Origin of the sequence: Streptomyces sp. NPDC007162, assembly GCF_040634175.1 — a bacterium.
Lineage (GTDB): Bacteria > Actinomycetota > Actinomycetes > Streptomycetales > Streptomycetaceae > Streptomyces.
In genome coordinates, this window is sequence record NZ_JBEYFC010000273.1 from 1 (window position 1) to 11,729 (window position 11,729).

Sequence of the window (11,729 nt, forward strand, 5' to 3'; positions counted from 1 at the left end):
GCCGGCGATGACGATGCCCTTGTCCAAGACGTGCTCCAGGACTTCCCGGCGCCGGGCGTTCCCCCGCAACCCCCGTATGCGGTGGTCTGGGTCCGCGTCCCGTCAGTCCGTCGCGATCGCGTTCAGGACGTTCATGCGGCCCGCGCGGAACGCCGGGACCAGGGCGGCGAACAGGCCCACGAAGGCCGATCCGACGAAGACCCCGGTGATCGTGGGCCAGGGGATCTCCAGGACCTTCAGGCCCTGCAGGGCGAGCAGCTGCTGGGCCGTCGCGCCCCAGCCCATGCCGAGTCCGAGGCCCAGCAGGGCGCCGAACAGAGCGATCACCACGGACTCCATGCGGATCATGCGGCGCAGCTGGCGGCGGGAGAGTCCGATGGCCCGCATGAGGCCGATCTCCCGGGTCCGCTCGACGACCGACAGGGCCAGGGTGTTCACGACACCGAGGACCGCGACGATGATCGCCAGGGCGAGCAGGCCGTAGATCAGGTTCAGCAGCTGGCCGATCTGGTCCTTCAGCGCCTGCTTGTAGTCGGTCTGGTCGCGCACGGTGTACTGCGGGTAGTCGTGCAGCGCGGTCTTGAGCGCCTTGTAGGCGCTGTCCTGCTGTCCGTCCTTGGCGGTGGCGAAGACCAGCTGGTCGAGCGGCATCCGGTCGGCCGGGACGTACTGGGCGAGGGTGGCGATGGAGGTGTACTTGGCGCCCTGGTCGATGACGACGTCGCTGCTGGTGATCGCGCGGACCGTGAGGTGCGCGGTGCCGCCGTCCTTGAACCTGACGGTGATCTTCGAGCCGAGGTGGATGCCGTGGGCCTCGGCGAACTTCTGGTGCACGGACATCGAGTCGGGCAGGTAGGCGTCCTTGAGGTCGCCGGCGACCGTCTTGGTGCGCAGGTCGGTCGCGTAGGTCGGGTCGGCCGCCGTGATGTCGGTGTCCTTGAGCGTCCTGCCGTCGGGGGTGGTGTAGTCGGCGGTGGTGGTGCGGTACTCGGTGACCCGGGCGAGGCCGGGTACGTCCTTGACGGCCCTGACCGCCTGCGGGGTGACCCGCTGGCCGCTGTCGGACTGGATGATGAAGTCGGTGCCGACGGTCTTGTCGAGCTGGTCGGAGGCGGAGGCGACCATGGAGGAGCCGACCACCGAGAGGCAGGCGACCAGGGCGAGGCCGATCATCAGGGCGGCGCCGGTGGCGCCGGTGCGGCGCGGGTTGCGCAGCGCGTTGCGTTCGGCCATGCGTCCGACGGGGCCGAACATCCGCAGCAGGACGGCGCCCAGGACCCGTACGACACCGCCCGCGAGCAGCGGGCCGACGACGACGAACCCGATGAGGGAGAGCACGATGCCGAGGCCGAGCCAGAGCGAGCCCTCCTTGGCCTTGTCGGCGGTGGAGGCCAGCCACAGGCCGTAGCCGCCGCCTGCGGTCATCAGGAGGCCGACCAGGGCGCGTACGAGGCTCGCCCTGGCGTCGGCGGGTGCGCCCGCGTCGCGCAGCGCGGCCATCGGGGAGACCTTGCCGGCGCGCCGCGCGGGCAGGTAGGCGGCGAGGACGGTGACGACGACGCCGAGGACGAGGCCGACGACCGGAGTCGTCCAGGCGACCGTCAGATCACTGGTCGACAGGTGCATGCCCATGGAGCCCATGAGCTTCATCAGGCCGACGGCTATGCCGACGCCCGCGCCGACGCCCAGGACCGAGCCGACCAGGCCGAGCAGCAGTGCCTCGACGAGCACGGAGCGGTTGACCTGGCGGCGGCCCGCGCCGATGGCCCGCATCAGGCCGATCTCGCGGGTGCGCTGGGCGACCAGCATGGAGAAGGTGTTGATGATCAGGAAGATGCCGACCAGGAAGGCGATCCCGGCGAAGCCGAGCATCGCGTACTTCATGACGTCCATGAAGCTCTCGACGTCCTTCTGGTTGGCGTCGGCGCTCTCCTTGGCGGTCTGCACCTTGTAGGCGGTGCCGAGTTCGGCGAGCACGTTCCGCTTCAGCTGCGGGTCGGTCACGCCGGGTGCCGCGGTCACGTTGACGTTGGTGAAGACACCGGTCCGTCCGACGAGGGTTTGCTGCGCGGTCCTCGTGTCCAGGTAGAAGATCGCGGCACCGGGGTTGGTGACGGTGAAGTCGGCTATGCCGGAGATCCTCGCGGTGTGGGTGCCGACCGCGCTGATCACGCCGATCTCGTCGCCCAGCTTCAGGTGGTGCTTGTCGGCGGTGTCGGCGTCCACCATGACCTGGCCGGCGTTCTTCGGCGCCGCACCGGAGGTGATCTTCATGGTGCGGGCGTCGTTGGAGTTCCAGCTGCCCACGATGGTCGGCGCGCCGCTGGACGGCGACAGGCTGTCCTTCTGGGCGTCGACGACGGTCACGGACGTCGAGAAGACCGTGCCCTCGGCCGTCTCGACACCGTGCGCCGCGCGGACCTTCGTCACCACCGAGGCGGGCATGACCGGCGGCCTGCCGTTGTCGGAGGTGGTCTGACCGCTGTCGGAGGCGCTCTCGGCACTGACCGTCACGTCGGACGAGGTGGCCGCGAACAGCTTGTCGAACGTCGTGTTCATCGTGTCGGTGAACACCAGCGTGCCGCACACGAACGCCACCGACAGCAGCACGGCGACCGCCGACAGGGCCATCCGGCCCTTGTGCGCGAAGAAGTTGCGCATCGAGGTCTTCAGGACGGTCATGACGTGCGTCCCCGGGCGTCGAAGTCCTTCATGCGGTCGAGGACGGTGTCGGCGGTCGGCTCGAACATCTCGTCGACGATCCGGCCGTCGGCGAGGAAGACCACGCGGTCGGCGTAGGAGGCGGCGACCGGGTCGTGGGTGACCATGACGATCGTCTGGCCCAGTTCGTCCACGGAGCGGCGCAGGAAGCCGAGGACCTCCGCGCCCGCGCGGGAGTCGAGGTTCCCGGTCGGCTCGTCACCGAAGATGATCTCGGGACGGGCGGCGAGGGCGCGCGCCACGGCCACGCGCTGCTGCTGACCGCCCGAGAGCTGGGTGGGGCGGTGCTTGAGCCGGTCCGCGAGCCCCACGGTGGTGACCACGCGCTCCAGCCACTCCTTGTCGGGCTTGCGGCCTGCTATGTCCATGGGGAGCGTGATGTTCTCCAGCGCGTTCAGCGTCGGCAGCAGGTTGAACGCCTGGAAGATGAAGCCGATCCGGTCCCGGCGCAGCTTGGTGAGCTTCTTGTCCTTCAGGCCGGTGATCTCGGTCTCGTCCAGGTGGATCTGACCGCTGGTCACGGTGTCGAGCCCGGCGAGGCAGTGCATCAGGGTGGACTTGCCGGACCCCGAGGGGCCCATGATCGCGGTGAACTGCCCCCGCGCGATGTCCACGTCGACGTGGTCCAGGGCGACGACCCGGGTCTCCCCGGACCCGTACGCCTTGACGACCTGCCGCGCCCGCGCGGCAACGGCCGTACGCCCTCCAGTACCCCCGTGCCTGGGAATGGTCACAGCCGATGTCACGGTATGTCTCCTAAGTCGGTCAGCGAAGGCACAGCACGGTGCCGTGCTCCGCTGCGAAGCGGTCGGTACGTCGATGAGTCTCGCGGTCGGCGGGGTCGCTCCGCGCTGGTGCGAAGCCCCGTCTTTCCCGGGGGAAAACCCCACCTCCGCGGGTTCGGTCAGCCGCCCCCCGCGGCGTAAAGCCAGGTTAAGGACGACGGGGGCGCCGTCTCGTCCTCCGGGGGTACGAACCCTCCCCGAGCCGTAGTACGGAGAACCCCCTAGGGGTCCTCCACCGCCGGGTGGAGACCTTCTAGGGGTCCGGCTCCACCCTCGACCCCGGGAACTGCCTCCCGCCCCACGGTCAACGCGGATTACACCCGAGGCCAGAGAGGTTCCGATGAAGCAAGCGCATGCCGACCGCCCGCGCGGCCTTCGGAACCGACGTGTCGACCGCGGAGACCCTGCTCCTCACCACCGTCACCACGGCGATCTTCCGGGGCGTGAGCGCGCTACTCCGCCGCCGCGCGCCCCGTCAGGGTCATGAGGCTGTCCCGCATGTGGTCCATGTGCGCCTGGACGTCGTCCCAGGTCTCGCCGTGCTCGCGCAGCACCCGTTCGGTCTCCCGCGCGATGCGTTCCTCACGCAGCCGCGCCTCCGTGAGGATCTCGGCGGCCCGCGCGTGCGCCTCCTCCTCCGAACGGCGCGCCGACTCCTCCGCCTCTTCCAGGGCCCGCTCCGCCTCGGCGAGGGCCGCCTCCGCGCGGGCGATGCGCTCGGCGTTGTGCGCGTCGACCGCGGCGGCGCTCGCGACCTCCTCGCGCTCCGCCTCGGCCCACCGCTCGGCATGCTGCCTGGCCTGTTCCGCGAGCATCGCCGTGGTGCGCTGGCGCACCTCGCGCAACGCCGCCAGGGCCTCACCGCGCCACTCCTTGACGTCGAGGCGGGCGCCGATACGGATGTCGTCCGCCTCGGCACGCGCGGCGAGGAGCAGCTGGCGGGCGCGTTCCTCGGTGTCGGCGCGGAGCGCGTCGGCCTGTTCCTGCGCCGTCCTGAGCGCGTTCTCGACGCTCTCCTCGCACTGCACGGCGCCGTCCGTCAGCGCCCGCCGGGCGTTGTCCCGCAGGGCCGCCGCCTCGTCCTGCACCAGCCGGAACACCCGCTGCGCACGGTCCCCGAGGGCCTCGTAGGACTGGGGCGGGAGCTGTTCGACGGCGACACGCAGCCGCTCGGCCTCCGCACCCATGTCCTTGGCGAGCACGGTGAGCCGAGCGGCACGCTCCCAGGCCGCGTCCCGGTCCTCGCAGAGCGCGGCCAGGAACGAGTCGACCTGCTCGGGGCGGTAGCCACGCCCTCGGACGGTCGCAAAGCCGTACGACGGCATCGACGCGTTGCTCACCCTGGGAACCCCTCTCCACCGGACCGCGAGAAATGATGATTTCGCGCACATCTTGATGGATGGGACGTAAGTGTTCATAACGCGACACTCCGCAGAGATGTCACGGCCGAAGCACCCCACGGCACACCTGGGCACACAAGCGCATCAGGGGGCGCACGGGTTCAGTCGCGCGCCCTCCGGGAACACGACGCGGGCCGGCCCGGACACCCGTCCGGACCGGCCCACCGGTCGTTCTCCTGCCGCCGCCCTACAGCAGCCCGTCCCACATCTGTTCCAGCAGCACCGACCACCAGCTCTCCGGCGATCCCAGCGCCGCCGGGTCCAGGGAGGCCAGCTGAGCCTGGAAGTCGACGGTCCAGCGACCCGCCTGCTCCTGGTTCAGGCCGAACCTGAGCCGCCACATCCGGCCCAGCAGCGCCAGGCAGCGGGCGAACTCCGGCAGCCCGGTGTTGACGAACTGCGGCGGCACGGACGTCCCGCCCGGCCCGGCCTCCACCGGAACCGCCACGATGTTCGCGGTGCCGTACTGCACACAGAGCGCCTTGCCGAAGTCGGTGCCCATGACGAGGTACGACCCCGCGTCCGGCGCCGGCCGCACCCCGCGCTCCTGCGCCAGCTCCGCCAGCGTCGGCACCGGACGGCCCGGCTGGGCCTGCGCCCAGAAGAACGGCCCCATGTCCAACGGCAGCCCCGCGGCCACCAGCGTGTGCGCCACGATCGGCGGGACGCCCTGCCGTGACACCGCCGCCTGCTCGAACCGGAACACGCCGGGACCGAACGCCGCGCCCAGCTCCTGCGCGATCGCCTCCGGCGGGATCGGCGGCGCCGCCTGCACCTGGGGCAACGGCGCCCGCACCGGCGCGGGCCGCGCGGGACCCGCGGCCACCTGGTGCAGCTCACCCTGGTGCGCCAGCAACTGCCGCATCCCCTGCTGCCGGCTCGCGTGGTCCGTGCCGTACGGCGCGATGCTCGCCAGCCGCGCCTGCGGCCACTGCTCCCGGATCATCCGCGCGCAGTAGGCACCCGGCAGCTCGCACGACTCCAGCTCCGTGTGCAGCTCCAGCACCTGGTCCGGCGGCACGTTCATGGCCCGCAGCTCGTGGTAGATCTGCCACTCCGGGTGCGGTGTGCCCGGCGCCGAACGCCGGATCAGCTGCTGCTCCGAGCCGTCCTGCGCCCGGTAGCGCAGCACCGCCTGGTAGCCGGGACCGACCGTCGGCTGACCCTGCTGCGGGTAGCCGTACGCGGGCGGCGGCCCACCGGGCACCGGCTGCCCGGAAGGCGGCGGCATGGCACCGGCCGGCATCGGCGGCGGCATCGGCGGGGCACCCGGCGGCGTACCGGGAGCGCCAGGGACACCGGGGACACCCGGGACACCCACCGGGGGTGCGGCGAGCACGGTCTCCGCGTGGTGAACCGCTCCGTGCGCACCACCGGGGGCGCCCTGCGGTTGCGGAGCGCCGGGGGCGAAAGGCGCGCCTGGCGCATGCGGGGGCTGCGGGGCGCCCACCGCGGGGCGTACGCCGGGAGCGGCCGGTGCTCCGGGAGCGCCGGGCGGGTTCGGCACACCCGGGGCGGGAGCGTTCGGCGCACCGGGCATGCCGGGGGCGCCCCCGCCCATGCCGCTCGGGTCGGCCAACATCGTGGCCGCGTGATGGACATCGCCCGGCGGCCTGCCGCCCTGGCCGCCCGGCGCACCGGGCACCTGTCCCTCAGGTCCGCCAGGACCGCCCGGACCCGCCGAGGACACCATCTGCGTCGGCGCATACCCGCCCGCCGGCGCGGACGGCTCAGGCGCACCCCCCGGACGGGCACCCGGGGCTCCCGGAGCACCCGGCGGCGGAGGCGGCGCGCCGGCCGCGCCGCGCCCCCTACGGGGCGGAGGCGCCGCCTTGCTCGTCGCGGCCTCGGCTATGTCACCGGCGTTCGGCGCGAGCGGCCGCCCCGGCGCACCCGGACCCGCGGGAGGCCGGGGCGCGTGCGGAGCCCCGTCCGGCGGCTGCGGATAGCCGTAACCGGGAGCGGCCGGAGCCGGTGCCTGAGCCTGTGGGTAACCGTATGAAGAACCCGCGGGCGCCTGCGGAAAACCGGCCCCGCCCGCAGCGGCCGGGCCCTGCGGGTAGCCGTACGAAGGGGGCCCCTGTGGGGGTGGCGGAGGTGCGCTGCCGCGCGGTGCCGCCGCGGCTCCAGGCGCCCCCGGCGCACTACCCCGCGCGCCCGGCGTGTTCGGGTCGTCGAGCGCCGGGGACACCGCCGTCGGCGGCAGCTGACTGCCACCCGCCATCAGCGCCGTCTCGGCCTCACCGAGCGCGCCGTCGCCCGCGTCGCTCAGCGGTGGCGCGAACACCGTCGCGGGCAACGGGACGGAACGGTCGTCACCGGCATCCGCGTTCGTGTCGGTACCCGCCCAAGGAGTCGCCCCGGCACCCGCGCCGGAACCAGCCGCCGCCGCGCCCCCATCCCCGCGGCCCTCAGAACCCTCGGAACCCTCCGCCCGCCGATCCGGAATACCCAGCTTGTCCGCCGCCTCCTGGAGCCACTCCGGCGGGCTCAACAAGAACGACGTCTGGTTCAGGTCCACCCGGGCGGCGGGCGGCGGCACCGCGTCGGCGACCTCCGCCTCACGGCCGTACTCCTCCTCGTACCGGCGGATCACCTCACCCACCGGCAGCGCGGGCCACAACGTGGCCTCCCCGCTGTCCCGGGCGATGACCAGCCGCTGCCCACCCGCATCGGAACGCGGGCCCTCCGCGCGGTCCTCGCCCCACACCACGAAACCGAGACCGAACTCCCGCACCCGCACCTCGCGGTGCTGGTACCCGGGCACGTCCCCGTTGATCCACTCCTCCGCGCGCTCCTGCGCCTGCGCGAACGTCACCATGCCGAAACTCACTCCCCCGAGCCGACCGGAACGGCATGCGCGAAACCGCCGTCCACCATCAGGTTCGCCACCGTCTCCAACTCCGGCGGAGAACCCGCCAGCCGGGACAGGAACACGTCGAAGTCCTCACCGCACGGCAGCAACAGACGCTCCACGCGCTCCGCCGGCGACCACGAAGGATCCACGTCGCGCACATCGTCGTACGCGCAGAACCACACCGAACCCGGCCGCTCGCCCCGCACCTTCACCGCCACCAGACCGCCCTGCACGAAACAGACCCCGAGGTAGTCCTTGGTCAGGTGATCGCGCAGGCACTTGTTCACGTACACGAGGTCGTTGACCGCCGCCTCGTCCCGGACCGTGAAGAACGGCTGGTCGACCAGCAGACCCAGATCGGCGAGCAGAGCCGTGCCCACCGGCGCGCAACCGCCCGCCGCCTTCAGAAAGGAGCGGTAGGCGCCGGGCAGCCGGTACCCCAGGTCCTCCTCGACGCCCTGCACCTGCGACTCCGACACCGCCACACCCGACTTCGGCAACCCGAAGTGCGCCGGACGCGTCTCCTGCAACGGCCGCGTGCCCCGCTTCCCCTGGTCCACCCGCGTCGTCGCCACTCCGCCGTGATGCCGCAGCAGCGCCTTCACCTCGACCGGAACCAGCTCGAGCCGCCGCGACCCCACCACGTGGTGCCAGGTCCAGCCGTGCGGCGTCGCCACCGCCGGCACCGTGTCCCACAGTTCGTGCCCCGTAGCCGCCAGCACCGCGTTCGCGGACACGAAGTCCGTCAACCGCAGTTCGTCGACACCGAAACCCTCCGGCGGATCGGCGATCTCCGCCACCGCACGCGCGTAGGGCGAGAAATCGGGGTAGCCACGCTCGTCGACACGTACCCCTCTCGGGTGACGTGCCGCCCGGACCGGATCCGGGAAATGCACGACCTGCCCGGCATAGGCCGCGTTCGGCGGCGCGGCCTGCCCGAGCCGACCTGTCGTCATGACGGTTGCCCCCTGCGGCACTCTGTACGAGTCCGGACCACACCCCTGCGGCGCGCCACGGCCCGTATCCGGCTGTCTCTCCCACGTCCCAGACGCGTCGACCGCGCCCATCGCGGTGCCGACAGCCTATGCGGTACGCGAACCCCGGTCACCGGCCCTCCGCTTCGTGACCAGCCGTCACCCCGCCGTGACAGCCCGCCCAAACCCGGGCGTGTCGTGACGCCCCAGCTACCGCACCCGCCACGGGATTTGGCAGTCTGTGCCTTTCGGGGGGATGCCCGGGAGGGGAAGACAATCATGAACGCCACACAGACGGGACCTCACAACGCCGTACCCGGCGCAGCCCACAGCGCCGTCACCGGCGACCCGCGCATCGGCTGGAGCAGCACCGGGATACCGTCCGCGCCCACCCTCCAGCACCGCCGTGACGGCATCCTGCCCACCGTCGCCGCCGCCCTCTCCGTGCGCGGCGCCACCCTCACCGGCACGGCCGCCCGTGGCGACCAGCCGCCCGAGCTGCACCCGCTGGTCCAGGAGTTCCTCGACACCCTCCCCAGCGGTCAGCGCGACCGCTTCACCGGCCGCTGCGCCGAGGCCATCCTCATCTCACGGCACATCACCACCGCCGACGCCGCCCGCAGCAAACGCGCCCTGCGCAAACCCATGACCAACGGCGAGGCCCGCAAAGCCCTCAAGCAGGCCAAGCTCACCGCCCGCCGGATACGCGAGGACGGGGACCCCCTGCACGGCAGCTTCGCCGCGCCCTGCCGGGCCTGCACCGCCCTCACCGCACACTTCGGCGTCCGCGTCGTCGACCCCACCGACGGCGACTGACACCCGCCCACACACCAACACGACGCACCCGCACCCGCACCCGCACGACACACGAACGAAGGGCAGATGCACGCCGACCGCACCTCGACCCCCGGTCTCGGCCTCACCCGCCCCGGGGGAACACCGTCGCGCTTCCCCGCGCCCGTCGACACCGCCCTGCGCGCCGCCGGCTGGCAACCCGGACGCTGGGACATAAGACAGGCCGAGATCTGGGCCGACGCCCTGCGCGACCACGTCTCACCCGCCGGACACCGGCACACCGTCTTCCCCGCCGCCGTGGAAGCCTGGGCCGAGTTCGGCGGCCTGCACATCACCCCCGCCGGAACGGGCCGCCAGGTCGCCCCCGCCACCCTCCACCTCGACCCGCTGCACGGCCTCCACCTCGCCCGCACCCTCGGCGACCTGGGCCGCGCCCTCGGCACCGAGGTCTGCCCGCTCGGGGCGGAGACCGACACCCACGCCCTGCTCGCCGTCGACGCCGAAGGCCGCGTCTACACCCTCGACCACACCGGCGACTGGTACGTCGGCCACGACATCGACCACGCCCTCACCACCCTCGTCACGGGCATCGAACCCCAACGCCTCACCACCCACGGCTGACCCACCCACACCCCCTCAAGCCGCCGGAATCACCGCCGACACCCGGAACCCCCCCGCGTCCGTCGGCCCCGACACGAACACCCCGCCCAGCCCCAGCACCCGCTCCCGCATCCCCACCAGACCGTTCCCCCCGGACGGCAGCCCGGCCGACGCCGCCGACGCCGGCTCCGGCGGCGGCTCGTTCTCCACCTGCATCGCGATCTCCGCCACCCGGTGCGCCAGCCGCACATGCGTCTTCGCGCCCGCCGCATGCTTGTGGACGTTGGTCAGCGCCTCCTGCACCACCCGGAACGCCGTCTGCTCGATCTCCGCCGCGTACGAGCGGACATCCCCCTCCACCGACAGATCCACCACCATCCCCGCCGCCGCCGACTGCCCGATCAGCACATCGAGCTCCGACAGCCACGGCCCCTCCTCCTCGACCACCCGCGAAGCCGCCGCCGCGGCCGCCACCCCCACCGCCGCCAACGGCACCGAACCCGACGCCGACGCCGACACCACGGACACCGACACCGAAGCCGACGCCGGGGCCGTACGACGCTGAGCCGTCTCCCCCGAACGCAGCACCCCCAGCATCTCCCGCAGCTCCGTCAGGGCCTGCCGCCCCATGTCCCCCACCAGCGCCGCGTTCTTCACCGCCTTCTCCGGGTCCTTCCGCGCCACCGCCTGCAACGCCGCCGCATGCACCACCATCAACGACACCCGGTGCGCGACCACGTCATGCATCTCCCGCGCGATCCGCGTCCGCTCCTCACCGCGCGCCCACTCCGCCCGCTCCTCCGCGCGCTCCGCGAGCAGCTGCAGCTCCCGCTCCAGGCTGTCCGCCCGCTCCCGCAGGCTCTCCATCAGCCGACGCCGCGCGCCCACGTACAACCCGAGCAGCAACGGCGGCGCCGTCAGCCCGAGGGACGTGGTGACCGCCGCGAACGGGACGAACCAGTCCCCCAGCGTCAGATCCCCTCGCGCCATGTCCTGCTTCACCCGCACGAACGTCACGATCATCGTGCCGACCAGCGACATCCCCGCCAGCGCCACGATGATCCGGCGCGGCAGCTCCGCCGCGGCCAGCGTGTACAGGCCGACGATGCCCATCAGGAAGCCCATCTGGGCCGGCGTGATGGCGATCGCGACCAGGACGACGGCGATCGGCCACTTCCTGCGCAGCAGCAGCACGGAACCGGCCAGCAAACCGAACACGATCCCCGCCGACAGCGGGATCCCGGCGTCCCGCGCGAACGGGATCCCCTCCGCGCCGCACTCCAACGCCGACACCAGGGCGAGCGCCCCGTCCAGCACCGCACTACGCCACCGCGACCACCACCACGGCCCGGTCACGGCCGTCGCGTGGTCTGCCCCCGTCGTGGTCATGCGTCCAGCCTACGGGCGCGGGGGTGGGCTTTTCCGGTGAGTTTCGTCTACTGCCCTCCACCACACTCCGTAACCGAACAGCCCCGAAAACCCTCCGGAAACCCTCGAACTGCTGATCCACCCCCGTTCGACTCCGGAACCCGCCATTCCACCCGGACGGTATGCCCATGGCACATCCCCCCAGCAAGTACCAGGACTTCGAGGCCCT

8 protein-coding genes are annotated in these 11,729 nt (G+C 72.4%); 2 read left to right on the forward strand and 6 right to left on the reverse strand.

What is annotated here, in order from left to right; translation table 11 throughout:
* Positions 1-102: 102 nt before the first annotated feature.
* The 5 genes from ABZ646_RS27695 to ABZ646_RS27715 all read right to left on the reverse strand — a co-directional run bounded on the left by ABZ646_RS27695 (position 103) and on the right by ABZ646_RS27715 (position 8,719).
* Complete coding sequence (locus ABZ646_RS27695; protein WP_360524338.1) at positions 103-2,682, reverse strand: FtsX-like permease family protein; 2,580 nt, start codon at positions 2,680-2,682, stop codon at positions 103-105.
* Positions 2,679-3,467: an ABC transporter ATP-binding protein gene (locus ABZ646_RS27700; RefSeq protein WP_360524341.1), complete on the reverse strand. Its 789-nt coding sequence runs from the start codon at positions 3,465-3,467 to the stop codon at positions 2,679-2,681. The genes ABZ646_RS27695 and ABZ646_RS27700 overlap by 4 nt, the downstream gene beginning before the upstream one ends.
* Positions 3,468-3,958: 491 nt before the next feature.
* Complete coding sequence (locus ABZ646_RS27705) at positions 3,959-4,831, reverse strand: cellulose-binding protein (RefSeq protein WP_360524359.1); 873 nt, start codon at positions 4,829-4,831, stop codon at positions 3,959-3,961.
* A gap of 262 nt (positions 4,832-5,093) precedes the next feature.
* Positions 5,094-7,727 (reverse strand): SUKH-4 family immunity protein, encoded by a 2,634-nt coding sequence (locus tag ABZ646_RS27710; RefSeq protein WP_360524344.1) that lies wholly within the window; start codon positions 7,725-7,727, stop codon positions 5,094-5,096.
* Positions 7,728-7,735: 8 nt separating this feature from the next.
* On the reverse strand, positions 7,736-8,719 hold the full coding sequence (locus tag ABZ646_RS27715) for an SMI1/KNR4 family protein (protein ID WP_360524347.1): 984 nt from the start codon (positions 8,717-8,719) through the stop codon (positions 7,736-7,738).
* 297 nt (positions 8,720-9,016) lie between these two features.
* On the opposite strand from ABZ646_RS27715, the gene ABZ646_RS27720 reads away from it, so the two are divergent.
* Both ABZ646_RS27720 and ABZ646_RS27725 read left to right on the forward strand, forming a co-directional pair.
* Positions 9,017-9,553: a YwqJ-related putative deaminase gene (locus ABZ646_RS27720; RefSeq protein ID WP_360524350.1), complete on the forward strand. Its 537-nt coding sequence runs from the start codon at positions 9,017-9,019 to the stop codon at positions 9,551-9,553.
* A gap of 66 nt (positions 9,554-9,619) precedes the next feature.
* On the forward strand, positions 9,620-10,153 hold the full coding sequence (locus ABZ646_RS27725) for an SUKH-3 domain-containing protein (protein WP_360524353.1): 534 nt from the start codon (positions 9,620-9,622) through the stop codon (positions 10,151-10,153).
* A 15-nt stretch (positions 10,154-10,168) separates the two neighbouring features.
* Here the strand turns inward: ABZ646_RS27725 and ABZ646_RS27730 are convergent, their stop codons facing one another.
* On the reverse strand, positions 10,169-11,521 hold the full coding sequence (locus ABZ646_RS27730; protein ID WP_360524356.1) for a histidine kinase: 1,353 nt from the start codon (positions 11,519-11,521) through the stop codon (positions 10,169-10,171).
* Between the last annotated feature and the right edge of the window lie 208 nt (positions 11,522-11,729).

Excerpts from the sequence above, each read along its gene's own strand:
- ABZ646_RS27695 (WP_360524338.1), bottom strand. The coding sequence starts at position 2,682 with ATGACCGTCCTGAAGACCTCGATGCGCAACTTCTTCGCGCACAAGGGC.
- ABZ646_RS27705 (WP_360524359.1), bottom strand. The coding sequence starts at position 4,831 with ATGCCGTCGTACGGCTTTGCGACCGTCCGAGGGCGTGGCTACCGCCCC.
- ABZ646_RS27710 (WP_360524344.1), bottom strand. The coding sequence starts at position 7,727 with ATGGTGACGTTCGCGCAGGCGCAGGAGCGCGCGGAGGAGTGGATCAAC.
- ABZ646_RS27715 (WP_360524347.1), bottom strand. The coding sequence starts at position 8,719 with ATGACGACAGGTCGGCTCGGGCAGGCCGCGCCGCCGAACGCGGCCTAT.
- ABZ646_RS27720 (WP_360524350.1), top strand. The coding sequence starts at position 9,017 with ATGAACGCCACACAGACGGGACCTCACAACGCCGTACCCGGCGCAGCC.
- ABZ646_RS27725 (WP_360524353.1), top strand. The coding sequence starts at position 9,620 with ATGCACGCCGACCGCACCTCGACCCCCGGTCTCGGCCTCACCCGCCCC.
- ABZ646_RS27730 (WP_360524356.1), bottom strand. The coding sequence starts at position 11,521 with ATGACCACGACGGGGGCAGACCACGCGACGGCCGTGACCGGGCCGTGG.